The sequence below is a fragment of the Neochlamydia sp. TUME1 genome, assembly GCF_000813645.1.
GTDB lineage: Bacteria > Chlamydiota > Chlamydiia > Chlamydiales > Parachlamydiaceae > Neochlamydia.
Genome location: NZ_JRXI01000215.1, coordinates 1 through 24,491, shown reverse-complemented (window position 1 = coordinate 24,491; position 24,491 = coordinate 1). Strand labels below are relative to the sequence as shown.

Here is a 24,491-nt window from a genome sequence, read left to right as displayed (position 1 = left end):
AAGATTGGGGGAGGAATAATTCGCCTAGGATAGGAAAATGCTCTTTACCTTTTTCACAGTAATGCCATGTGACGATTGATTGACAATTGGCAATTTTTCCTAAAGCTCCACAATACTGCCTGGCTACCCCTACTGAGAATTTTCCCTTTTTGGGTAGAGAAGTGTCGTCTAAAACAAGTACTCCTTTTTTAACCCCCATGCTTTGAGCCATATGCTGTGCCAGTTGTTGTTGCATCGCTGCATGGTCCCAAGGGCTTTGATTGACAAATTGTTGAATGGCTTGTTCATTTCCTCCAGGAAGTCTTTTTGCCATGGGTTCGATAGATTTTCTTTCTCCATCTAATATTAGTCCTGAAATGTATAATCTGCACCAGTGGACTCTTTCCGATCTTCCTAAGTTGGCTTTAAAAACATTAATCCATTCATTAAGTTGCTCGCGAATGGAATTTAGTTGCTCTAGATCCATTGTTCCCTCCTTAATTAACAAACCTTACCTACATTAATATCAGAAATTTACTTAACGAGGTAGTACTATAGCTGTTCAAGCTTTTATAGTTTTTTTACCCTTAGGAAAGGTAAAGGACTTAAGAGACTGTCAGCTTTCTGCTTCTCTAGCCGTTAATGTTTTCCTATAAAGGGCTGATAAAGAGATCATTAGAGAAAAGGATATAGAGCCCTCTATATCCTTTTCTAAGCTTTAGGCCATCTTCTTTAAGTCCTTGTAAATTTTGGGTAAGGTATGTTTAATAGAATGTTTACGATGGGTCATGCTCACCATAGAAGGAAGAAATTTTTCCACTGTGCCTACATAAGGTACATTTTGCTTTGTATATCCTCCAGAAATACAATACCACACATTTTCTTCCCAATGTTGGTTATCCATATAATGCAGAAGAGCTTGAATATTTCCCTTATTACTTGCATAAAACCTAATGAATGTGTCAATCATTTCTTTTTTATCTTCCCAAAAGCTTCGTAAGCCATCTTGCAAGCTAGAAGAACTATTTACATTTGCGGCCCAATTATTTTGCCACGAGCACCTTGCGTTAGTCTCATTAAAACTATCGGTCCATAATTTATCAAAAATAGCAAGAAGAGGCCATCCACCGTGAGATTTTGCCTGCTTTACGGCGGCACCCGCTTTGAGTAAAAGAAAAATCTTTTCAAAAGTATCCTGTTCTATTCGGAACCAATTTTGAAGAAATATTAAATCTAGCGCCGTGTTGCCATACTCATCTGGATGATCAACAGGCCAACATTGATAACCGATAAGCTCGCGAAGAATTTCAGTTCCTGCATATTGCGTAGCAAAGTGAATAGGAGTATGCCCCTCTTCGGTAAGAGGTGCCAAGATTTTTCTCTCACATAATTTGTAAAGCTGGGAAGGGTGTTTTAAGATAAAACTTTTCCATATTGCTTGTATAGTCGCCGATTTTTGTACGATTGCTCCCTGTTCAATCAAATGAAGAATAGTGTCGCATAGCTTAGATGTAGCTTCTCCTTTAACTAAGATGTCTATTGCTGCTAGTTGGTTAGCATTTATTACATTAATATTACTTATTCTCCGAGAGGATAAATACTTCATTACCTTTAAAGCTTGGCGCTCAGCAGCCTTATGAAAGATTGTATTTTTTAAAGCATCCATCCTATTCAAGTCCACCCATTCTTGCTCATGGATAATTCGCAAGCAATCGGCATTGAAATAAGCAAATTTTAATAATTGATCAGTTTCCTCAGCTGTAAAGGTGATAGGGGCCTTACTCCTCGATAAAAGCCAATGAAGGGTGTCACAACCACCCGATTTAAAACAATACCTAATCACCCTGTTGGGCATCTTTTGAAATAAGTCAAGGAGATAGGCTTTATCTTTTAAACTTTTAGCTTTATTCCAGATTAGTTTAAACTGCTTTGATGAAAGGCCTTGTGCTTCTGCTTGCAGAAGCACTTGAGTACAAGAAACAATTTCATCTATATCACAATCTTTTCCTTGTACCAGCTGTAAGGGGGTCAGGCCGCTTTTATTAAGAGCATTGACATCCATTTGTTGTTGGATAAAATACTTTAAAACCTCAACATTAAGAGCTTTAGCAGCCAGATGTAAGCCACTATTATCTTCTTGATCCTTTAATGTAAGATTAAATCCTTCTTTTATTAAAACTTGAACCATCTCTACTGAGCGGCTACAGGCAACGCTCCATACTTCTTGTACTTGTAAAGATGAAAGGGAGGTAAGTGCACGAGGAGAAGTTTTTAATAGATTGGCTAGCACTGAAGAGGATTGATAGCGCACGGCATATATAATTTTTTGAGGAATAGTGAGCACTGAAGAAGCCTCTTTAATTGCTTCTTCAATCCCCAGCTCTTGAAACTCAGCTTCTTTTAATCGCAGGCTAGCATCCACTATCTTTTCTAACCAGTGCTTAATGAAAAAGTTTCCCTCCCTGCCTAACTTAGGGAGGCTACCAGGTAAAGGAACAACCCTGTATCGATTATTTAAAAGCGCATCAGCCACTGAAAAAAGCTGATGATCAATAGCGATGAGGAAACATTCTTGGTCAGGTTTTGCTCCTATTGAAACTAGATGGCTTACAAAGTCCTGGTCTTTTAATTTTAAAGCTTCCTTAAGCAGTTGAGTAATCTCTTCTTTCTCTATGTGGGCAACAGAATCCATCTTTAAAATTTCTTCTCTTTTAATCTTATAAAGATCATCCGAAGAAATTTTTGAAAACTCATCTTTATCTTTGCCAGCATTTTTTCTAAAGAATCTTCTTAAATCATAATTTTTACCTTCTAAAACAACTTTGGGCAGCGAATCTGTTGTAGAGGCTGAGCATATAAAGCTTCCATTATCTAAAAAAAATTTAAGAGTCTCTTCTGCAGCTGCGGATAAACTAACTTCTTTAGCCAGTTCGTTGCATAGTTTATATAAAGGTGTCTCTCCCCTACTATCATATGTCTGTAAAACTTTCTGTAGATCTCCCTTCTCTGCATATTTTTGGCTAATGTGCTGAATTAGCTCATAATCACACCAGTTAGCAGCAGCATGAAGCATAAAAGTTTCTTTCTTAAATTTAGCTTTTTCTAATCCCAGCTCAATTAGAACGCGGAGCATAGATGAATCTTTATAATCGAGAGCTCTTTTTAAAAGATAAGGAACGGACCCGGCGTATTTAAAATCATAATCAAGCGATATAACAGCTTTTATGCCTTTAATGTCATTCATTCCTATTACAGTTTGAATACGTGTCATCATCGAAGTAAGACTATTAAATAGACATGCCCAGCGATCTGTGTCTGGATGATCCCATAATTTTTGTAAGTTTGGCTGCTCTATTAAATGCCATTTAAAAGATTTATGTTGCCACTTTTTTTCATAGGCGATAAAAAGCCCCGCAATGTCATCTCTACCTATATTAATCGCTATTGATAAAGGATCATACGTTTCCGTAGGATCAAACTTCCAGGTACGAATGGCATGCACAAGCAAAGTCATAACTCCTAAACGATTAGCTTTTTCTACTAAGATGGCTAAAGGAGTTCTTCCCATAGCATTTTTTTTGTTTATTCCCGGTGATCCGCGGCAATGCTCAAGCATGCTACGCAAGATGTCTACATCTCCATTGTGACAAGCTAGGTGAATAATGGACTCATTGTCTATATTGACGGGAGGACTAGACAAAACCCAATTCGTCATCTTTTTTAGGAAAAATAAAGTGGCTTCTTTTTGATTGGATCGACAGGCATAAAATAAATGCGAATCGCCAAAACGATAATCAGCATGAGGCTTGTAAGCCCATTTTTTGTCTTTTTTAGTATTAAGCTTTACGTGGGGCAGGCTAAATTCTTTTCCCTCAGGTGTCACGTAAAAAGGTTTTGATTGAAGAGGAGCTTCCATGTATAGATCCTTAAATGGTAAATTTTTCTCTAAAATTCCCCTTATACAAAAACTCATTTTTTAAGAAAATTATTTATTTTTTAAGGTAAACTTTTTGGCTTTACTTAAAGATTTTATAGATCTTTACCATTACTCGCCTTTTACAATTCCTTGAGGCAATGAAGATAGTGAGCTTAAGCTACCTTCAGCGGCCATGCGTACAATTTTTGGCTGGAATTTTCCTATTACATCAACTAAATCTTTCTGCTCTTTCATGACTGCCTCGATAGGTTTATAAGCCTGAGGTGATTCGTCTAATCCCCCGCCTATTAAATCTATACCCTGCTTTAATAAAGAATTGAGATGTTGCTCTAAAGAAATCGTTTTTTTTGCTTTAGTGCGCGCCATTTGGCGGCCGCTGCCATGCGAAGCAGAGCTTAATGAATCTAGATTACCCTTACCTACAACCACATAGCCGGCATCAGCCATCGTTCCTGGAATAATGCCTAAAACACCTTTTCCACTAGGGGTTGAGCCTTTACGATGAACGATAGCCTCTTTTTCCTTTCCCTGCACATGAATCTTTTCCCGCCAAGCGAAATTATGGTGATTTTCCACCGTAGCAATGGGAGCTATTCCTACTGCCTCTGCTATTCTTTGGTGAATAACATGGTGATTGGCAGAAGCAAATTGCCCTGCCAGCTGCATCGCCTCCCAATACTCTCTACCTAGATCATGATCTAGAGGTAGCCAAGCTAAATGCTTAACAGAATGGTCCAATTCTCTTAGCTGGGCCATGGCCATCTTAGTATAATAATCAGCTATTTTAAAACCCACTCCTCTTGAACCACTGTGTGAGAGCAACGCCAGGTAAGTTCCCGCCGCAAGCTTAAAAGGATTTTCTGTCTCAAAAATTTTTAGCTCACCCCATTCCACGAAATGATTTCCTCCCCCGCTCGTACCAATTTGGTAAATAGCCGTTTGCCTTAAAGAACGTGTCAATGGGGAAAGTTCCCAATGGGATTTTTCTAATATTGGATGGTCGATTTTACCCTTGTGGATGCCGGCAGCGCCTGCACCAAATACAGTATTATTTAGCAGAGCTGAATAAAGGTTTTTATACTCAACGCTCGTAGGATTTTCTAAAACATGGGCTGGGAGAGGGTAAATGGTCAGCTTCATCCTGCAAGCAATATCGACCCCTACAGCATAGGGAATAACAGAATTTTCTGTAGCCAAGACTCCCCCGATAGGAAGGCCATACCCTAGATGCGCATCAGGCATCAAGGCCCCTGCTAGCGCTACAGGTAGACGAGCAGCTTTATCCATCTGAGCTATCGTCTCTGCTTCAATATAATTCTCCCCCCAAACTTTATAAGGAACCGGTAAAGGCTGTAACAGCAAACTTCTTCTTATAGAGCCAAATTTATTTTCAATCGTTTTTAAGAAGGCAAGAGCTTTTTGTGGGCTCTCTTTCTTGTACAATGTCCATGCTTTATCTTTTTCGGACGAAGTAAATATCTTTTGATCAAGTAATGCTTGAAATTCTTTCGGGTTCATGCCAGCCTTTTATAATTAAAGGGTTTGAAGAGATGACCTAGATTAACTAGTAGTTTTACGCCTTATCCTACTTAAACAAACGAGTAAATTGTTTTCTCAGAAGGTTAAGAAAAAAATTAATGATCCAATAAGCCATAAAAAATTTACAAGCTAGAGCTTTTAAAATTGAGTAAAAGCATCCTCTAAGGTAATAAGAAGTTCATTAAAAAACATCCAATTTTCTTATCAAAAGATGTTTAACTTCTTATTTTTTGAGAGGGGTAAAAAGTAAAAATGCATTTAAAAGCATTATAAACCTTTCCCTGTCTAGCTTGTCAAAGAAGTCTATCGATATCAAAAACTAAGTTACGAATAATCAAGCGGATGAGAGAAGAGCAGCTTACCATTTAACCAAAAGTTATTGAGGGCAACTTATGCCTCTTAAGGAATTTGGAAGGATAATTGCTCATTTTATAGAAGACAAGTAACGCTCTATTCTCTACCCCTCATCTAATAAATCCTTATCTAAAGCATAAAAAAACCTAGCTTAATTTTTATTATCTCTTTATTTTGCTTACACAAAAGAAACGCTGAAAAGTTAAATTTTTTGGTTTCACCTTTGATGAAAGCAAATGGTCTCCCTCGTTTTAAAGGTTTTACGTAATCTAAGGTTTTACGTAGATTATTGCTTGTAAGGAACTCATCACAAAATTAAAGGTCGTCATTTATTTTTAATCTTTATTTTTGGCATTATTTTTGGTACATAAAATATCAGAGATGATTTAAAAAGGTAGGGATCCATATGGTCGATCTCAAACAATTCTGTAGTCAGCTTTCAAAAGATCTAGGTCTTAATGAAGATTTACTTCAAGAAGAAGCACCAGGGATTTTTAGTCTGCCTATCGAGGAAGAAGTTTCTATTAAGCTAGGGACACTAGCCGAAGGCTTCTCTTTGCAATGCATTTTATGTGAGTGCCCTAAAGAAAATCCTGAAGCCTTTTTGGCTGAAATAATGGATGCAAACTTGTTCGGACAAACAACTAGAAATTGTGTATTAGGCCTAACAGAGGATGGAAATCGATTGACGCTATCGCGTATAATTGATTATAATCTTGATTATAAGAGCTTTAATGAATTTCTTCAAGATTTTTACAATGTAGCTCTATTCTGGCGCGAACAAGCGCTTCACCATTAAAAATAATTCTCAATACGAAGATAAGATATAACAACGGTTAACATATGGTCGCTAAATTAGTTGCAGAAGAGGGTGTTCAAAAAGGTCTTGTACTCTCCTTAGATGAAGGAAACGAATGGGTAATAGGTCGTGATCCAGACGCTTGCCAGCTGCTTATTGAAGATCCTTCTGCTTCACGTAAACATCTACTCTGTCGCCAAACTCCCGAAGGGATTGTAATTCAAGCTTTAAGCCTTACCCATCCCGTGTATGTTAACGAGCAACCTGTCCAAGAGTCCTGGCTACTACACCATGGAGATAGGGTTCAAATAGGAGAGGGGCTTTATCGTTTTTATGCAGAAGGCGACACTCAATGGATCGATGAAGAAAAAAAGACTCTTCTTAACGGGCATGAAGAAATAAATGATTCCGCCCTAGAAAACCTTTCTGAAAATGCAGAGAGTGATAAAGCTTTGCCTACATTAGAGGACGAGCACTCTTCTCAGCTTTTTGCATCTCAGCCTCCCCTCAGTGAAGCCAAAGAGGCAGAAGTAGAAGAAAATCTTCCCTCCTCCGCACGGGAGCACGAACAGCCACTAAGTAAAGAAGATGAGCAGTCCGAGAAGGATCCTGCAGCTTTTGCTTCTACTCCCTTTAATGAAGAAGAAGGCTTTTTCGCTCCTTTAGAGGAAAATAAAGAAAAAGCTTCTGAGCAGGAAAAAAAATTCTCAGAGGAAGAGGAGCCCTTTAAAGATCAATCAGCTGAAGACAAAGATAAAACCGCGTTATCACTTGCTGATGATAAGGATGCTTTTCCACAAGAATTGGAAAGTGACGAGGAGTTTTTAGGAGTCCCGCCGGAACAAGAAAGAGAGCAAGAAGCAATGAATGGCTTTTTGGCAGAAAGACAAGGTGCTTTGGATACACCTAACAATTCTAACGAAGATGAAAAACAGACGATGAATGATTCCCCGGCCTCACAGCTATTCCAAGAAGCCAGTCACTCTGAAGACCAGCAGAATGAGGAGGATATTTCTATTTTTGAAGAGCCAGTAGAAACGGCTAATTATCCTGAAATTCACTTTGATTTAGCTGAAACAGGCCGTTGGCTGATTAAAGTGGTAGGAGGGCCTAATCATGGAGCCGAGTTTACCCTACAGCCTTCTTGTACTTACATCATTGGAACTGATCCTAATAGTTGCGACATAGTTTTCCATGATACGAGTGTTTCACGCCAACATGCTAAAATTACAGTAACGGAAGAAGATACGATAAGTTTAGAAGACTTAGGGAGTCGCAATGGAACGTTTGTAGATGAAAAGCCTTTAACAGGTAGAGAATCTGTTCCTACCAATACTTTAATTCTTATGGGTACCTCCTCTTTTGTGGTTTACGATCGGGAAGGTGAAATGCAAACAATTATTGCTCCTTTACTCCCTTCAATAGTTAAAACTCTAAAAGAAGAGCCTCAAGAATTGCCTCCCGCTCCTGCGGCTGAAACTGAAGCAGCTGTCGAAGAAGTTCCAGCGGCAGCACCTCCTGTAATCGCCCCCCCCCCTAACAAGGTATACCCCCATGAAGCTTTAGGAGCTTTTATTTTAATCGCTATCATTACAGGCTTGTTTGTTGTCATTGGAATTGGCACAGCAACTTTATTTAAGAGTAAACCTGTGGTCTCCCAACAAGTTATTAATCCTGAACGTGACCTTACAGAAGCCTTATCGGCTTTCCCGCATGTCAAATACTCTTTTAATCGTAATACAGGACGTCTACTTCTTGTGGGCCACGTTTTATCTGGATCAGATAAAACACAACTTTTATATAACCTCCAAGGCCTTCCCTATCTACGTAGCATTGATGACAGTGGTGTGATTATTGATGAAGGGGTTTGGAGAGAAATTAACCAAATACTTTCACAAAACTCTAATTGGAAAGGCATTTCCATTCATTCACCTACCCCTGGTCATTTTGTCATCTCCGGCTACCTAAAATCTAGAAAGCAAGCCGAACAGCTGTGGGATTATATTGCCTCTAATTTCCCCTACCTTGATCTGTTGGAAAAGCGCGTGATCGTTGAAGAAGATGCCGTTTCTGCGATAAGTGCGCTTTTACAAAACCAAGGTTTTAAAGATGTATCCTCTCAAATGAATGAAGGAGAGGTTATTCTTTCAGGCCATCTTCCCGCTGGAAAAATGAATGATTACAACCAAACCCTCGTTAATATTAAAGAAATTCCAGGTGTACGCACGATTAAAAATTTTGTTGCCGAGCTAGCACCCGAGCAATCGATGATCAATATCACCGATAGATATGAAATTACAGGCGTCTCGCACCAAGGTGATGTGAACACCAATGTGGTAATTAATGGCCGCATACTTACGCGAGGAGATGTTTTAGATGGAATGACAATAATAAGTATTAAGCCTACCGCTGTTTTCTTAGAAAAAGAGGGAGTCAAGTATCGTATTGAGTATAATCGCTAAAGAGAGCGAAAAAAAAGTAATACTTCTCTTTCTTGCAATTATTTCCTATTCCATATTATAATAAACTTAAGGGTGGTGAAATCCCCTATTAATGCTAGTAGTGCGTAAATGAGGTAATAAATGTTTGGTCTTGAGAAGCAGAAAAAGAAAAAAGGCGAAGAGTTTACTTTTGAGCTAGAAAAAGAATTAAAAGCTTTTAATAGCCATCAAGATTATAAAAAGAAAGTTGAAGAGAGAATACAAGATATTAGAAGTTTATTAAGAAAAGGTGAAAATAAAGACGAATTTGATAAATTGGGAGTGCTTTTGCACGGGTACACCTCTTTATTAAAGGTTATGTCCAGGCTCTCGCCTAAGTGAGCTAAATTAAGCGCTCTGCTGGGCGGCAATTTTTAAAATGGAAGATAGAGGAGTAATTCTCTAGAAGATTGAGGTCCAGCCGAACGCTTAACAACATGTATGAAGTGAGAAGTGATTCAGAAAGAAGATGAATGCTCATCTTCAGGAAATGAAATTTCCAGTATGAATCTCTGGCACGCTTATACTCCTAAATTAACAGGAGGATAAAATATGTCTTCAAATAGTAATCAATCATTTCCTTCAGCTCCTACTAGCTATAGCGGAGCTAATCGCCAGTCGGGATTTGAGGTACAATCGCTTATTGGTATCATTAACAATGCGGTATCTAGCGCTAAAGCTAAACTACTGCAAATTCAAAATAATAGAAGTTCTATTAGTATTGGAGATATGTTTGAAATGCAAATGCTGATGAATCACCTTTCTCAGTTATCAGAAATGACTACTGATATTGTAAGTGCCTCTAATACGGCGATTTCATCAATGGCACGTAATATTAAATCATAAGCTTAAAAAAAGACTGGATCAAAGTCTGTGGGAAACAGGAAGGCTTATAAAGAGCAAAAGGCAAGATAACCTTTGATCCAGGCTAAGCCTAAAAGTTAAGTATCTGCGGGTAGCATGGAACGATGGAAAAAAAGGATAGCAGTAGCATGACAAAAGAAATGGTTGAGGATTTCAAAGAAGATTTTTCTCTCTTCATTGAAGCAGGCTTTATAGCAGTGAAACAGCTTGATGAGATAAGTGCTTCACGTATCTTCCAAGCTGCACAAACCCTCAATCCTGAAAGCACAGCCCCTCAAATTGGCCTAGGCTATATAGCTCTTAATAAATTGGAAGTTAAGCAAGCTACAAAAATTTTTGAGGAAGTGGTTCAAAAAGAGCCCGAGAATTATTTAGCACAGACTTTTTTGGGTATAAGCTTCCTATTAACGAAGCCTAAACGTAAAAAAGGGGAAAAGCTTATTCAAGAAGCTATGGATAAAAGCAATGACCCAACAGTTAAAAACTTGGGATTCCTTTCGTTGCAATGGGCACAAAAAGATTTAAATGATTTAAAATCACACTTTTTTAATCATGAAAAAGGTGAAGTAAAAAAATAAAAGTAGAGTAGCTTAACAGTCTTAATAATTAGTTAATCTAATGAAATTAAGATAGGAAGTTAAATATTATGACACTAGATAAAATAGACGAAATAAAAAAGATAGGCAGTTCGAAGCTTAATGCAAACGCAGAAGCAGAAGGGCTTGTTAATAAAGATCACTTTGAATCTTTGATGCTACAGCAAGAGCAACAGCAAAAGCAGCAAAAAGAAGTCATGACTGTTGAAAAAATTGAGTCGACCCATACTAAGCCTACCTTAATGGAGCAAGTGGCCGAGCTTAATAAAAAAGTGGATCAAGTTAAAAAAGTACAGCCTGTAGATATTGTAGCCCAAGCTCAAGATGTCATGTCACGCATGTCTCAAATTCAAGACCAGCTTGCTCTTCCTGGCCAGGCTATTAAACCAGCTTACCGTAATCTTTTAAAAAACAAGCTTACCCATATTAACGATAACTTGCGGATAGCTCTTTCTGCTGCCGGGGTAGAAAATGTTCCCCCTGCTCCCCAAGCCATCTCTCCCAATCCCATCGACCGCTTTTTAGGCTTCCTTACCGATGGACAAGCACAATTAAAATCGATTACTAAAGAAGTTCAATACATGCATTTAAATAAAAATAATATAAATGCTGCAGCCATGCTAGCCGTACAAATTAAAGTAGGCTTTATTCAACAAGAACTAGAATTTTTTAGTAGCGTATTGAATAAAGCCCTAGAATCTACCAAAACAATTATGAACGTCCAAGTCTAGTTTCAAGAAGATGCTTGCAAGTTGATTTGAATCATTAATAAAAGACTACTGTTGCCATCACTTTAAGCATATTGAGAAGATTAAGGAGCACTATTAATAATGAGCTTGGATGATAAATTTGATAAACTCTTAGGAAGTATTGATGAGCTAGAGTTGACTACCGTCAATGGACGCATCACAGAAATAGTAGGAATGCTTATCAAAGCTATTGTTCCTAACGTAAAAATTGGAGAAGTTTGCCTTGTCAAACGTGAGGGGGAGCCATTACGCACAGAAGTAGTGGGTTTTACCCGTGAGGAGGTTCTTCTTTCCCCGCTAGGAGAAATGAAAGGAATAGGACCTTCTTCAGAAGTTATCCCCACTCATATGCCTCTCCATATTAAGGTAGGCCCTAATCTCTTAGGACGTGTCCTGAACGGGCTAGGAGAGCCCCTAGATGTAGAAACTAAAGGCCCTTTAGAAGTAGATGAGATTTATCCAGTTCTTCAAGCTCCGCCAGATCCCGTTAAAAGAAAAAGAATTGAATCTCCTTTATCTGTTGGAGTGCGGGCAATAGACGGAGTTTTAACTACCGGCTTAGGACAAAGGGTAGGAATTTTTGCAGCTGCCGGTGGAGGTAAATCCACCTTACTAGGTATGATTGCTCGTAATGCACGTGCGGATGTTAACGTAATCAGCCTCATTGGGGAGAGGGGACGTGAACTACGCGATTTTATCGAAAAAGATTTAGGACCCGAAGGTTTAGCGCGCTCTGTGTTGGTCGTATCCACTTCTGATCAAGCCTCTCAGCTACGGCTCAATGCTGCCTATGTAGGAACAGCTATCGCCGAATACTTTAGAGATCAAGGTAAGTCGGTAATTTTAATGATGGACTCTGTGACTCGCTTTGCGCGTGCCTTGCGTGAAGTGGGTTTAGCTGCTGGAGAACCACCTGCCCGTGCCGGTTACACCCCCTCTGTTTTCTCCACGCTGCCTAAGCTATTAGAACGTGCTGGCAACTCAGATAAAGGCTCTATTACCGCCTTCTATACTATTTTGGTAGCAGGTGATGATATGAATGAGCCCGTAGCCGATGAGGTGCGCTCTATTTTAGATGGTCACTTAATTTTATCTGCCGATCTGGCGCGTCAATATCACTATCCTGCCATCGATGTACTTTCTTCTGCCAGCCGGGTGATTATGTCGATTGTTCCTAAAGATCATTTACAATTGGTGGGTAAATTAAAAGAAGTATTAGCTAACTACAAAAAAAATGAGCTCTTAATTAAAATCGGTGAATATAAACGAGGAGCTGATAAAGCAGGCGACTTTGCCATCGATTATATTGATAAAGTTAATAGGTTTTTGAAACAAGGCGTGGAAGAAAAATGCTCTTTTGAAGAGACCTATCAATTGCTAAAAAATCTTTTCAAATGATAAGGGCTATGAGTTTTCATGAATAGTATAATATATCCTTTGAAGCAAGTCTTAGATATCAAGCGAAGACGTGTAGAAGATGCTGAAAAAATTTTAAAAGAGAAAAAAGAGTTATTAACAAAGGAAGAGGAAAAGTTAAAAAATGTAGAAGCTGTAAGAGACAAGCTTTTGGCACATCAACAAGACAAATTGCAGCAATTACGTGTTGAAAGCAGCCACCTTACAACTAGTCCTAAAGTTCAGCAAATGAAAATTTATCTGAAAGTAGTAGCAGAAAAATTACAGATAGAAGAAAAAAAAGTTAAGGATCAAAAAGAGCAAGTTAAAATGGCTCAAAAAAAAGTAGAGGAAGCTAAACAAGAATTGGATCGAAAGCGTTTAGAAGTGGATAAGCTCAAAACTCATCAAGAAGACTGGACAAAAGAAAGAGCTAAAGAATTAGAAATTATAGAAGCACGTGAGCAAGATGAATTAGGAAGCACCATGTTCTTGGGTAGAATGCAAGCCACAAAAGCTTCAAAACAATAAAAAATTAATTTCTGTCTGATGGGCAGTGAAAAAGACAGAAAAGGAGTTAGCTAATATGTATAACTTTAAAATTACAGGCGATCAGAATAAAGATAATGTCACTATTAGTCGCGCCTCAAACTCTAAGCCTTCAGGCGCTTCCTCTCGCGATTTCCAAAAGGTTCTTAGCGAAAAAGAACGTCGCCAAAAAGAGGAAGAAGAAGATTCTAAAAAAGCAAAAACTGTAGATCCTTCTTTTGAAACAGAAGCTCTTTTGCTCGCCGAAGAAATACCTAGTCCAAAACAGCCCTCCCTGTTTGATCTTTCTAAAGAAGTAGTGAAAAAGAAAAATGAGAGCGAAACTTCCGAAGTAGCTAAAATGGTCTCTTCAGACGAACTCCCTATGGAATCCCCTAATGGACTCTATAAAAACTTAGCATTAAAAGAAAAAGCTTCCCGATCTAAAACAGGGGAAGGAATGTGGGAAGAATCTCAGAAAGATAAGCTAGAAGCTCATGAAGACAAAAAACCCATACGCTTTTCCCAAGAGGCAGGGGATTTATCTCATGTTAACCCTCTAGCCTTGAATGTAAGCTCTAGTTCTCAGTCTCATAATCAAAACTTAGAAACAAATATGCCTTCTCAAAAGCTGACCACGCAACAGCTAATAGATGCTATTGTGAAAGCTATCACTACAATAGATAGCCAAGGCAAGACGGATACCATAGTTACTTTAAAGCATCCTCCTATGTTTGCAGGTGCCAATCTGGTGCTCACTTCCTATGAAAGTGCCAAAGGAGAATTCAATATTCGCTTTGAAAATCTCACCCAGGGTGCAAAATCATTCATGGATATGCAACAAAACCAACAATCCTTGCTTTCATCCTTAAATGAAAAAGGATATACTGTCCATATGGTAGTGGCTACTACCCAAATTGAAACTCCTCCATTTAATCCTGCGGCACCTCAGCAACCCCCACGCGATGGCCAGCAAGAGGAGCAGCAAAAACGACAAGATAATAGAAAACAAAAAGAAGATGAAGAAAGTTAATGATTGCGAATTCTTACGAGAGCTAAAAAGATAAACTGCTTGGGCCAGCTCCTACTGACTAGGATAAAACCTTTTTCTTCTAAAAGCTTACTTGTTGAAAAATTGGTTAAAGTAGACGCCCCTATCCTTGATAAAGAGGAGTAGAATTAAGTTAAAAATAGATATAAATATCAAAATGCAAATCCTTAAAAAAACTTATTTTATCGGCTTACAGTTTTTAAAAAGTCTAATATTTATTAGGTACTTTGCTAAGAAAGAATAAAATTTTTTAAATTGTACTTTTGCATTGACAATCTCGGCTCCTTTTATTTCATTATAAAGAGGTCTATAACATTTTATGAAGGCGTGCGCGTGACTTCCCCCAAAGCTTCTATGCCATACGATTGGCTCAAACACATTCCTACCGCTCTTTTGCAACTCGATGAAATCCCGCTTATTGGATCATCCCCTCCTTTTCCTTGGGAAGATTTATCTAAAGGGTTAGAAGAAATTTTTCAGATCCCCGATTTTAAAATAGAACCCACTCCTTTTCAATGGCGTACAAAAGACGAGCTAGGCGCCGGAATGGGTCCAGTTATCCCCCTCTCTTGCTCGATTCCCTCTCTAGAAGGTCAATTGACCTGGATAATGGCAGCAGAAGATATCTATCGTTTGATATCTCTCCTCCTTAACGAGGATTGCCATGAGCACGATGTACTCGAAGATGAATTCCTACAAGGTTTTTACTACTTTGCCGCCTACGAAGTGATACACTTAATCAATAAGCTTCCTTTCGATCAATCTCTTTCCCCACAGATTCTACAAGAAAGTAGTATGCCGATAGAAGATTCCCTTTGCATGGACATCAAAATTCAACTGCAGGGAAAGACTTTAATAGGACGTATGATTGTCTCACCTACCTTCCGTCGTTCCTGGAAAGAAAAATATGCCGAGCGTTCTCTAGAACTTCCTCTGCATGCATCGCTGGCCGAACAACTGACAATTCCTGTGCATATAGAAGCAGGCAGAACCTCTATCCATCCATCAGAATGGAAAACCGTTAGAAAAGGAGATTTTATTCTTCTGGATTCTTGCACAGTAAAACCTTATGATGATAAAGGTGGGCGTATTACCCTTACTGTCAATGGAATCCCTTTTTTTATTGGAAAAATTAAAGACGGAAATATTAAAATCTTGGACCACCCATTGTATTATCAAGAGGAAGAGACCTTTATGAGTAAAATTCCCTCCGAAGAACAGGATGATTCATCTTTAGATTTTGAGTCAGAATTAGAATTTGATTCTGAAATGGAATCTGACATGGAATCCGATTTTGACTCAGAAATGGAAGCAGAAGATGAGTCTGAAGAGGCATCTAATCTGGCTTCCAACGAGAAACTTAAAGATAGAGAAATAGAAGAAGAGCTTACCTCTTCAGAAGAACAATCTTCCGCCGTAATACCCACAGAAACGTCGGTCAAAATTGATGAGATTCCTTTATCTATTATCATCGAAGTAGGCCGTCTGCAAATGTCGGTGAAAAAAATGCTTGAACTGCAGCCAGGCAATTTGTTGGAGCTAGATGTTCATCCTGAAAACGGTGTCGACCTGGTTGTCAATGGAAGACGTATTGCCAAAGGTGAATTGATTAGGCTAGGTGAAGCCTTAGGCGTAAGAATTCTAGATATTAGCTAAACCGCCCTGCACTGCAAAGGAGAAAATTTATTTTGCCTGTATAGCTCTCATAATTTTTGAGAAAATAAAAATGTAGGCTTGATTCTATCTTATGACTGCTTCTGAATCCCATCAACGCCCTACCCTACCTGCCATGCCGTCGGATAAAGAAAGTTTTCTATCCCTCCCTCTTCCTAAAAAAATCGGTCCTTACAAGATCGAAGCACTTTTAGAAAAAGGAGGAATGAGCATCCTTTATTTAGGCACGCATCCTGAAACCAATGAACCTACAACCATCAAAGTTCTTTCTCCTAAATTTGTTTCTAATCCCGAAATTGTTGAACGTTTTCTAAAAGAAGCCGAGATTATAGCCTTGGCAGACCATCCTAACATTGTCAAGCTGTATGGGCAAGGTAAATGGGCTGGAGGGCTTTACATCGCCATGGAATTCATCCAAGGTATTTCTTTGCGCCAATATATCTTGCAAACCCCTATATCTCTTAGAAGAGCGTTAGAAATTATTATAGATATTTCCTATGCACTTTGTCATCTTCATACCCATGGGGTTATTCATCGAGATTTAAAGCCTGAAAATATCCTAGTGACTGAATCTGATGTCATCAAAGTGATAGACTTTGGCATCGCCCAACTTCTTAAAGAATCTTCTTCCGATATTTCTAAACAGCCAAGAATGATAGGCACACCTATCTATATGAGCCCTGAGCAGCAGCAGCAGCCCGACTCAGTCTCTTTTCCTTCAGATATATATTCATTGGGTATTATTGCTTATGAACTTATGCTAGGCAAACTTAGCCAGGGGCATATTCATCTTTCTTTAATGCCCAAAGGCATGCAAAAAATTCTTGTGAAAGCTTTGCAACCAGAAGTTAGGGACAGATACCAAGATATTGTAGATTTTATTGCTGCTGTATCTGGTTATCTAAATTCCGAGAGCTTTGAGAAAGATAAGATTGTTAAAGATTACTTGAGCGAATTATCAGAAAGCTTACGTCGCACCCAAGCAGTCCTAAGTCATGATAAAGCCCCCCAATGGAACGGCGTGCACGTCAAAGTTACAGCCTCTAACACCCATGCTATTGCAGGAGTGTATTACGATTTTCTCGAAATAAATCCAGGTTCGTACGGCATTGCTTTTGCCGAATCTTCCTTAAACTACTCCGATGGCATGGTGGTTTGCTCTATTTTTCGTGGTATGCTAAAGGCTCTTTACAAAAGAGTAACTGACCTTAAAGAATTAGCTTATCTCCTTAACCAGCTCATCATCGAAGACGGTTTGGATAAAAGCCTTAAATTTAATTACTTAACGATTGATACGCAGCAAAATAAGGTGCAATATTTAATTTGTGGCCATAGCTATTTATGGGCTCGACCCCATCATAAAACGCCTTTTAAAGTCATTTGCGAAAATCCGCCCTTAGGGAGTGATCCCCATTCGCAATTCCAAATTCAGCAAGTCGATTGGAAATCTAATGATTCTTATATATTAAGTAATACCAATCTGGAAATGTCTGAAAAGGAGTTGTTGGAAATTTGGCAATCAGCAGAAAAGCTAAACCCTCCTTTATGGATGGAAATTTTTCTACGAAGAAAAAGAGCCATGCATAAAATTTTATCAGAAAAAGCAATTACCTTCATTGCTATACAGTCTCTAGCCTAACTAGGCTAAAGTTTAAGATTTAATTTAAGAAGCTTTTAAGTTTAAGAAAAAGCACTGAGCTATGCCCTCATCCTTTTACGCTTGCTCGCTTATTTTTAAATTCTCTCCTGCATTAGCCCTATTAGTACTAGAGGGGTAATCATGCATATATCATGCTGGGTCTTTGATCATGAAAATTATAGTCACTCGCTTGATGCTTTTCATCGCCAGTAAAACCCTTCTAGCCAATAGTTCCAGCATGGCCTAATACAGCTCTGGGCATAATATGATGCGCTTAAAAAACTAAGCCTACCCCCTCTTCTGAAAGCTATTTCTCTACTTAGCACTACTACGTTTCAACTCCTATGTTGTGCCTGAATTTTTGAATGTAATACTTTAATAATTATCTACTTAGAAAACAACTGTCAAAGTCGGGATTATCATTTGCCCTTTTTGCCAAGCTATTCATGACTCATCTAAAAGGCTATTTTTTGATACTTCTTAAACCTAACGAAGTAGGATTAGTTCGAACTGAATTAACCTAAAAAATTTCTTCATTGCATCCATTTTAGAGAGAAAATTGCGAAGTTTCTTTTCGTACTAAGCTAAAAAACTGCAAACCCAAGAATTTTTGTTGAGGAGGATGAAAATTGGCTAAAATTTAAGAGTTTTAGAGCAGCAGGTAGCCTTCCAGATAGGATAATAAAGCAATCAATTAAAAATGATAACGAGCTTTTATAGCCTGAATAAAGACGTTTGGGAGAATTTTGAGCAATTAGCCAGTTGTTAATTAAACGCATGTAATGGCCAATTCCACATAAAATGGCTTTAAAACAACCTACTAACCTGCTTTAAAGATAATTACATCCCCGTTTGCCATCATTCTTCATGTGGCCGATATGAGGTTCTATCGCTTGGCGTCTTTTTAGCTTAAGGTTGGATCCAATGATTTAGGCCTTTTCTTTGCCCAGAAATAAATATGGTTTTACCTTCTAGCGTCTGACCTCGATAGCCTTTATCGACAAAAACTACTTCGATGTTTTTGTCACTATTGCTTTCAGCTTTCCTAATAGCTTCTTCAAGCGTGTGCCCATCGTAAGGGTTGCCATAGATGGCTCTGACATCTAAAGCTAACCTTCTTGAGGGGTAATCACTAGCGCAGCCTTGCAGCCAAATTCATATCTTTTCTCAATTTCACCTTTAGCAATACATTCCACATGGGGCTCATGCAGGCTCTACACTTTACGTGAATCATTTCTTTGTTGAGCATAAATACGCTTGATACTTTCTAAAAAAAAGAGCTTTCTGCTTAAAGGCTTGCTCTTCTGTCTTTCCCTCAAAACCCCGTATTACTCTTCCCAAGCGAGTAGGCAGCCTTTTTTCTTCTCTTTTAGCTCTTTTCATTTGGCGAGCATAGGCTTTAAGCGAGCACGCATGCGCAAAGCTGTTTTAGCTAGCTTCTTATAGGTTTATTGCAAAGTGATTGGGTAATTATCAGCCATTTTTACAAATGCTTGAATAGACTTAAAATAAAGCTTGGCATCGGTAGGAAAAGCGATAGCTTTAAGCATCGCTGGTGTATCGGCAATGACTTTTTTTAAGGCTTTTTTTTCACTACGCCTCTCAAAACAGTTGCTGCAATCGTTCCTTGTAAAATCTTGCTAAATCTAGCTTCTCCTAATCTAGAACTCCATTTAATTAAAAAAGTAGGATGGATAGGCAGCTCACTCTGGAAATGATCATATCCACAAAAAATATTGCCAATAAGGATTTTCTACCCATCGATGCACCACCTTTTCATCAGAAATTCCATCCATGTGCTGCAAGATAAAGAGCCCTACAACTAGCCTTACAGGCCTAGCTGGTTGGCCTACATTTTTTACAAACAGCTTATCAAACTCTTCTTCCAGCCGCTTCCATTCAATCAACTAGGATAGCTGAACAAGAAGATGTTTCTAGTTAAGTTCATTGCTAAAGCGGAATTTAAAAATAAGACCTTGTTGATTGTTTAGCTTATTGGGTTTCATAGTGAACTTTGCAAGAAATTAAGAGTTTTATAAGGATTTACTTGTAAAGAAAGCATAGCAATTTTGATAAAAAAACGTTCCTAAAGCCTTACCTGAGGGAGAAAATGCTTTAAACCATATTGAGCTAATGTAAGCTTGGACTTCTTAAGGAAGGGATGTAAAAACATCCGCCGTAATTGCAATTGGTTTTACTGGCTTTATAGATATATCCTCTGTACAGGACAAAAATTGAAAAAGCCCGTCTAAAAATTTATACTGTTATCTTTTACGAGGAGAAAACAGATGAAAGAAATAGACGAGCTAAGAGAAGTTTTAAGTCAAACTTTAGATTGGAACTGAGCAAGACTTACATGCTTTTGTCAAATTGTTCTAGCTCTTTTTAGGGTTAGAAGCGTTAATCTTACTCAACTAGCCACAGCTTTTCAAGGAAAAGCAAAACTAGACTCCCACTATAAAAGGCTACAGCGCTTTTTCCGAGAACTAAAATTTGATATGTTGGATGCTTTTAAAATTATTTTACAAATATTTCCTATTAAAAGGAAAGTATGGCTGATTATAGATAGAACAAATTGGCAGGTAGGTAGCAAAAACATTAATATTTTAACCTTAGCGATGGCCTATGAAGGAACAGCTATTCCGTTGGCCTGGTTTGTGATGAATAAAGCTGGTAATTCCTCTACTGATGAACGCATAGAACTTTTAGAAAAAGTTATTAGGCAATTAGGCCCATCAAAAATTGCAGGTCTTATTGGAGACAGAGAATTTATAGGGAGTCAATGGTTTGATTATCTGATAAAAAGTGAGATTCCTTTTTATATGCGTATTAGGGAAGACACTCTAGTGGAAGGAGCAAGAAATGGCTATGCAGTTTCTCTTAGAGACGTATTTCGTCATCTAAAAGAGGGTAAAAAAAAAGTGTTAGTTCAACCTTTACAGATGCTCGGCCATTCCTTTTATGTAGCTGCAAGCCGTCTAAAAGATGAGCTTTTACTCGTGGTCACTAATAAAAATCCAAAAAAAGCTATAAGCATCTACAAAACTAGATGGGAAATAGAGACCTTATTTGCTTGTCTAAAAACGCGAGGCTTTTGCTTGGAAGATACGCATTTAACATATACTGACAGAATTGAGAAACTTATCTTTGCCTTAAGTATTGCTTTTTGTTGGGCGTATAAACTAGGTAATATAGCTGCAAATGTAGTCCCTATTAGCATTAAGAAGCATGGTAGAAAAGCTAAAAGTTTGTTTCGCTATGGGTTGGATAAAATAAGGAAAATCTTATTGGGAACACCTAGGTGTTTTAACCTTTTTCTTTGGTTGCTAAAGCTTTTTGACCCCTTGTTATCCTCAAGTATACCTAAGAGGGTTTTTTTATGAAAAAATTATTTTTTGTCCTGTACAGAGAGATATATCTCTAAAAACATTAAACTTTTTATTAAGAGAAAAGTTTTTTTGCAGATTTTCAAAATTTTCTAGGCAAATGAAAGTTCCTGAATAGTTACATGAATAGTTACGCTTATTTTTAAATTGATTATTAATCATATAAAATTCGCCAATTATACAACAACTCTTTCTGTTATTAAAAACAAAGTTAATAAACTACAAAATTAATTAGAGAGAAAATCCTCCACTTTTCTATGAAAATTCTCCTTGATCTAAATGAATAAATAAAATATTCATTAAGGGTAAGTCTTTCTTTATGAAGCCTTTTAACTATTTTTGATTTAACTTAAGGAGCTTGTATGATTAATTTAGATTCAAAGGAGCTATTAGAAACTGACTTTAATGCTTTAGCTAGAAAAATACTAACTCTAGAAAATCAAACCAACAATTTTAATGAAAAAGTTGATAACCTTGCTAAAGTTATTTTGTTTAAAAATGAACGCCATGAGCAGCACTTGAAAACGCTGTGCGAACAAAATCAATTATTCATGGAAACCATTGTAAAGCTAAAGAGTGATAATATAATTCTTACGACTGAAAATAAAGTTTTAAAGCAAGAAGCGCAAAAATGGAAAAATAAAGCCAGCAAAACTCAAGCTGTCATGCAGCTAGCCTTACAGGCAAACGAACAATTCGGAGAAGCTGTCCAAGCTTTAACGACAGACAAGGAAAAATTATCGCAAGAAAACGGCTCTTTGAAAGAAGATAAAGCTAGGCTGACACAAGCTAGCCATGCATTTAAACAAGACAACGCTAATCTTAGAGCTGAAAACCAAATATTTAAAGATAAGAACCAGGAACTTAATGATGACAAACGTGCTCTTGAAAATGAAAACAAAGGTCTGGCCATTAAAGTTCAAGCGATTGAGGATAAATTTCAAACTTTGGTAAAAGAAAATGAGCAGCTTAGGGACCTAGAAGGGCGACTACACCAACAAATGACCTTGCTAACCCAACAAGCACAAGAAACACCTACTCTTCCGCCAAAAATATTAAAATTAATGATAGATGGAGGCCTGAAAGTAAATCCCGACACTCCCCTAACCGAAGCTATTAGGCAGATCTTTGAAATTAACGAAAATTTAAAGAAAAAAAACAAAGAACTACAAGCTACTCTAATGCGCATTGAAAGTACGCTGGGATTACAAAGAGGGGTAAGCTGCGATTCAATTTTAAGGGCAATCAACAAAGCAATCGTTATTCCTAATAAGCTTAAAATTCTAGGGAATAAGCTGGTTATTGCAAATCTGTTAAAGAAGGATTATCAACCCGAGGATGTATTAGAAATATTGAACGGGATTTTAAATGATTATCTAGATTTTAGAAGGTACCAACCCATGATATGCAAAGAACTAGGTATAAAAGCAACTTCTAATATTGAAACAATTTTAAAGAAAATGCAGGAAAAAAAAGATGAAAGTGGCGTTAGTGCTTACTTTAGCAGGCTAGGGAGATCCACACTGTGCCTACTTTCTTTAGGATTTGCAAAAGTGGTATAAACAGCTATTTTTAATATTGATTAAGAAGTTAAGCTTACTGGCCCAATTTTTCGTGTACATAGAAGCTAAAGAGAAAACTTAGCTTCTAAAGTTATAGAATGGATAACCAGCTTATTAAACATAACACAAGGGTTAACAATATGGTAGTTAAAGAAATTCCTTTAGATAATCCAGTTCCCCTCTTGCGAGAACAAACTATACAAGTTAATGCAAAAATAGCTCAATTGGAGCAGGATGCAGCCATCCAGAATGTAATCGACCAAATGTTTGCAATGGACATTCGACAGATGGAAAATGAACGAATTAGGCTAAGCAACATTGTGCATTTGCAACACGCAGAATTAAGTAGAGAATTCAAGCAAAGGCGCATAGAGGTAGAAGAAGTAACAGCTATATTGGATATAACCCTAGAGAACCTGGCGGCCTCAAATGAGAATTCTTCCAAGCTTATGCAAGCGCAACTGCAGCTTAAAAAAGACTTTAAATTAATAAGGAACCAGCAAGCCGAGCTAAAAAAAGCTTTCAAGCTCATCGAACAAGATCACGCCCAAATAGCAGAAGATCACGCCCAAATAGCAAAAGATCATGATCAAATAGCAAATGATCAAGCAGATATAGCAAAAGATCAGGCAAAAATAAGACAAGAGCAACAACAGATAAGAGGAAATTTAGAGCGCTTAGAAGAGGGTCGCGTAAGTCTTAGCAAAAGTTTTGCTAGCTTAAAGATAAGCTTTAAAGAAATAAGTAGACAACTAGATACCATGCTAGAAGAGCGCCTCCTTCATCAACAAGATGCAGATCTAAGTGAGAAAGAGATTGAAGAAAAAGCTGCTGTTAAAAGAAATGAGATTACTAAGCAATATATGCAAGATTGGGAGGATGAAATACAACGCGAATATGACGAAAATAAGGCATTAAATTCACAAAGCACTCAAGAATTTGCTGAACAGCTGGAAGATTCTATCTTGAATGCAGAAGAAATAGCTGCAAGGGGAGAAACATCTTTCCTCTCCACAGCCCAGCAAACGCAAGGAAGTGAAGCCTTAAAAAGTCCCGGATGGTTGGGTGCATTAAAACATAAGATGGGAACATGGAAACATACTGCTTTAAAGGTTACAGAATTTTTTACACGCTCAGCCTGCTTGGCTACTATAGTTTCAGTCGGTTTAACTAGTCTTTTTGCTATAAAGGCTACCTTGGTATAAGGGCATGAAAAGAGGCAAAGCTTTATTTGCCTTTTTTCAAACTTTTGATGGGTGCTTAGATTGTTAAACTTATTTAACTCGAGTTATCGGATAAGAAAACAACTTAAAGCTACTTCAAATCATGCCTTAAACTGTAACCCAACTCATTAACTTTTGTTTTTCCGCAGAAGTAAATTGAATGCAGGGCTTACAGGGTTCATAAGCATAGGCCACTATTCCGCTGATTAGATTGGCAAAAAATTCCAAAGGCTGCGATGTCGATGGTGTTCGATTTGACAAGAGTTTTTCAATTTATTTTTAACGCTTTCAATGATGCCTCGCTTTCTTAATAAAATCCTATCTACCAGTGATATTAGCTTGTTTTTCAGGTTTTTTCTAAGCCTAGTAATAATTTCTAAGCCCTTGTCGTAGGCTTGATAATAACTGGTGTGATATATATCCCTTGTCGGCAAACATTTTGCCAAAAATGTTCTTAAAAAGACCGGAGACAGCGAGCCGGTCATCTACATTTCCTGGGGTTAACATATAAGCAAGGATTTCTCCTTTATCATTAATAATTAAATGTAATTTGAATCCATAGAAGTGCCCTGTAGAAGTTTTTCCCCTTTTGGCTATTTTTTTAAAAACTAGGAGGGGAGTGGATGCGACGGGTGTGGCATACTGCTAATATAGTGGAATCAATGAAAGGAAATGCCTGTACACTCTCCTAAACAAGCTTGTGAATAAACAAAAAGAGGAAACAAGCATGTTTTCA

Annotated in this window: 18 protein-coding genes and 1 pseudogene; 14 read left to right on the top strand and 5 right to left on the bottom strand. The window is 37.8% G+C overall.

The window, feature by feature from the left end:
* From DB41_RS09900 to DB41_RS09890, 3 genes are all read right to left on the bottom strand, one after another.
* The coding region (locus DB41_RS09900) for a transposase (RefSeq protein WP_039386821.1) at positions 1-466 on the bottom strand (466 nt) is incomplete at its 3' end.
* Between the two features lie 231 nt (positions 467-697).
* Complete coding sequence (locus DB41_RS09895; protein ID WP_039386818.1) at positions 698-3,895, bottom strand: ankyrin repeat domain-containing protein; 3,198 nt, start codon at positions 3,893-3,895, stop codon at positions 698-700.
* A 129-nt stretch (positions 3,896-4,024) separates the two neighbouring features.
* The gene (locus DB41_RS09890; RefSeq protein ID WP_052244123.1) at positions 4,025-5,434 is read right to left on the bottom strand and encodes an RNA-splicing ligase RtcB; all 1,410 of its coding nucleotides are present in this window, start codon (positions 5,432-5,434) and stop codon (positions 4,025-4,027) included.
* A gap of 781 nt (positions 5,435-6,215) precedes the next feature.
* Between DB41_RS09890 and DB41_RS09885 the strand changes: the two genes are divergently transcribed.
* The 11 genes from DB41_RS09885 to DB41_RS11010 all read left to right on the top strand — a co-directional run bounded on the left by DB41_RS09885 (position 6,216) and on the right by DB41_RS11010 (position 17,584).
* The gene (locus DB41_RS09885; RefSeq protein WP_039386817.1) at positions 6,216-6,608 is read left to right on the top strand and encodes a type III secretion system chaperone; all 393 of its coding nucleotides are present in this window, start codon (positions 6,216-6,218) and stop codon (positions 6,606-6,608) included.
* A 44-nt stretch (positions 6,609-6,652) separates the two neighbouring features.
* Positions 6,653-9,070 carry a type III secretion system inner membrane ring subunit SctD gene (sctD, locus tag DB41_RS09880; protein ID WP_039386814.1) on the top strand — a complete coding sequence of 806 codons (2,418 nt, stop codon included), beginning with the start codon at positions 6,653-6,655 and terminating at the stop codon, positions 9,068-9,070.
* A gap of 120 nt (positions 9,071-9,190) precedes the next feature.
* Positions 9,191-9,430: a DUF5398 family protein gene (locus DB41_RS09875; protein ID WP_039386812.1), complete on the top strand. Its 240-nt coding sequence runs from the start codon at positions 9,191-9,193 to the stop codon at positions 9,428-9,430.
* A gap of 210 nt (positions 9,431-9,640) precedes the next feature.
* Positions 9,641-9,934: a DUF5407 family protein gene (locus DB41_RS09870; protein ID WP_039386809.1), complete on the top strand. Its 294-nt coding sequence runs from the start codon at positions 9,641-9,643 to the stop codon at positions 9,932-9,934.
* A gap of 146 nt (positions 9,935-10,080) precedes the next feature.
* Positions 10,081-10,530, top strand: coding sequence for a M48 family metallopeptidase (locus DB41_RS09865; RefSeq protein ID WP_039386806.1), 450 nt, complete (start codon positions 10,081-10,083; stop codon positions 10,528-10,530).
* 68 nt (positions 10,531-10,598) lie between these two features.
* Complete coding sequence (locus DB41_RS09860) at positions 10,599-11,279, top strand: hypothetical protein (protein WP_039386804.1); 681 nt, start codon at positions 10,599-10,601, stop codon at positions 11,277-11,279.
* A gap of 99 nt (positions 11,280-11,378) precedes the next feature.
* Positions 11,379-12,695: a flagellar protein export ATPase FliI gene (gene fliI / locus DB41_RS09855; RefSeq protein WP_039386800.1), complete on the top strand. Its 1,317-nt coding sequence runs from the start codon at positions 11,379-11,381 to the stop codon at positions 12,693-12,695.
* A gap of 18 nt (positions 12,696-12,713) precedes the next feature.
* On the top strand, positions 12,714-13,223 hold the full coding sequence (locus DB41_RS09850; protein ID WP_039386799.1) for a type III secretion T3S chaperone: 510 nt from the start codon (positions 12,714-12,716) through the stop codon (positions 13,221-13,223).
* A 55-nt stretch (positions 13,224-13,278) separates the two neighbouring features.
* Positions 13,279-14,253 carry a hypothetical protein gene (locus DB41_RS11015; protein ID WP_052244122.1) on the top strand — a complete coding sequence of 325 codons (975 nt, stop codon included), beginning with the start codon at positions 13,279-13,281 and terminating at the stop codon, positions 14,251-14,253.
* 351 nt (positions 14,254-14,604) lie between these two features.
* Positions 14,605-15,927: a type III secretion system cytoplasmic ring protein SctQ gene (sctQ, locus tag DB41_RS09840; RefSeq protein WP_052244121.1), complete on the top strand. Its 1,323-nt coding sequence runs from the start codon at positions 14,605-14,607 to the stop codon at positions 15,925-15,927.
* A 91-nt stretch (positions 15,928-16,018) separates the two neighbouring features.
* A complete protein-coding gene (locus DB41_RS11010) occupies positions 16,019-17,584 on the top strand; it encodes a serine/threonine-protein kinase (protein ID WP_052244120.1) in 1,566 nt (521 codons plus the stop codon).
* A gap of 1,718 nt (positions 17,585-19,302) precedes the next feature.
* Here the strand turns inward: DB41_RS11010 and DB41_RS09825 are convergent.
* Positions 19,303-19,491 carry an IS5 family transposase gene (locus DB41_RS09825; RefSeq protein WP_039386793.1) on the bottom strand — a complete coding sequence of 63 codons (189 nt, stop codon included), beginning with the start codon at positions 19,489-19,491 and terminating at the stop codon, positions 19,303-19,305.
* A gap of 462 nt (positions 19,492-19,953) precedes the next feature.
* On the opposite strand from DB41_RS09825, the gene DB41_RS09820 reads away from it, so the two are divergent.
* From DB41_RS09820 to DB41_RS09810, 3 genes are all read left to right on the top strand, one after another.
* Positions 19,954-20,967 (top strand): IS4 family transposase, encoded by a 1,014-nt coding sequence (locus tag DB41_RS09820; protein ID WP_155117673.1) that lies wholly within the window; start codon positions 19,954-19,956, stop codon positions 20,965-20,967.
* A gap of 365 nt (positions 20,968-21,332) precedes the next feature.
* Entirely contained in the window at positions 21,333-22,532 is a 1,200-nt protein-coding gene (locus DB41_RS09815) for a hypothetical protein (protein WP_039386791.1), read from the top strand.
* Between the two features lie 140 nt (positions 22,533-22,672).
* On the top strand, positions 22,673-23,737 hold the full coding sequence (locus DB41_RS09810) for a hypothetical protein (protein ID WP_155117672.1): 1,065 nt from the start codon (positions 22,673-22,675) through the stop codon (positions 23,735-23,737).
* 126 nt (positions 23,738-23,863) lie between these two features.
* Here DB41_RS09810 and DB41_RS12380 read toward each other — a convergent pair.
* A pseudogene (locus DB41_RS12380) lies at positions 23,864-24,491 on the bottom strand (IS982 family transposase); the annotation flags it as partial.

What these genes read in the sequence shown, in the direction of transcription:
- DB41_RS09895 (WP_039386818.1), bottom strand. Translation starts at nt 3,895, where the DNA reads ATGGAAGCTCCTCTTCAATCAAAACCTTTTTACGTGACACCTGAGGGA.
- DB41_RS09890 (WP_052244123.1), bottom strand. Translation starts at nt 5,434, where the DNA reads ATGAACCCGAAAGAATTTCAAGCATTACTTGATCAAAAGATATTTACT.
- DB41_RS09885 (WP_039386817.1), top strand. Translation starts at nt 6,216, where the DNA reads ATGGTCGATCTCAAACAATTCTGTAGTCAGCTTTCAAAAGATCTAGGT.
- sctD (WP_039386814.1), top strand. Translation starts at nt 6,653, where the DNA reads ATGGTCGCTAAATTAGTTGCAGAAGAGGGTGTTCAAAAAGGTCTTGTA.
- DB41_RS09875 (WP_039386812.1), top strand. Translation starts at nt 9,191, where the DNA reads ATGTTTGGTCTTGAGAAGCAGAAAAAGAAAAAAGGCGAAGAGTTTACT.
- DB41_RS09870 (WP_039386809.1), top strand. Translation starts at nt 9,641, where the DNA reads ATGTCTTCAAATAGTAATCAATCATTTCCTTCAGCTCCTACTAGCTAT.
- DB41_RS09865 (WP_039386806.1), top strand. Translation starts at nt 10,081, where the DNA reads ATGACAAAAGAAATGGTTGAGGATTTCAAAGAAGATTTTTCTCTCTTC.
- DB41_RS09860 (WP_039386804.1), top strand. Translation starts at nt 10,599, where the DNA reads ATGACACTAGATAAAATAGACGAAATAAAAAAGATAGGCAGTTCGAAG.
- fliI (WP_039386800.1), top strand. Translation starts at nt 11,379, where the DNA reads ATGAGCTTGGATGATAAATTTGATAAACTCTTAGGAAGTATTGATGAG.
- DB41_RS09850 (WP_039386799.1), top strand. Translation starts at nt 12,714, where the DNA reads ATGAATAGTATAATATATCCTTTGAAGCAAGTCTTAGATATCAAGCGA.
- DB41_RS11015 (WP_052244122.1), top strand. Translation starts at nt 13,279, where the DNA reads ATGTATAACTTTAAAATTACAGGCGATCAGAATAAAGATAATGTCACT.
- DB41_RS11010 (WP_052244120.1), top strand. Translation starts at nt 16,019, where the DNA reads ATGACTGCTTCTGAATCCCATCAACGCCCTACCCTACCTGCCATGCCG.
- DB41_RS09815 (WP_039386791.1), top strand. Translation starts at nt 21,333, where the DNA reads ATGATTAATTTAGATTCAAAGGAGCTATTAGAAACTGACTTTAATGCT.
- DB41_RS09810 (WP_155117672.1), top strand. Translation starts at nt 22,673, where the DNA reads ATGGTAGTTAAAGAAATTCCTTTAGATAATCCAGTTCCCCTCTTGCGA.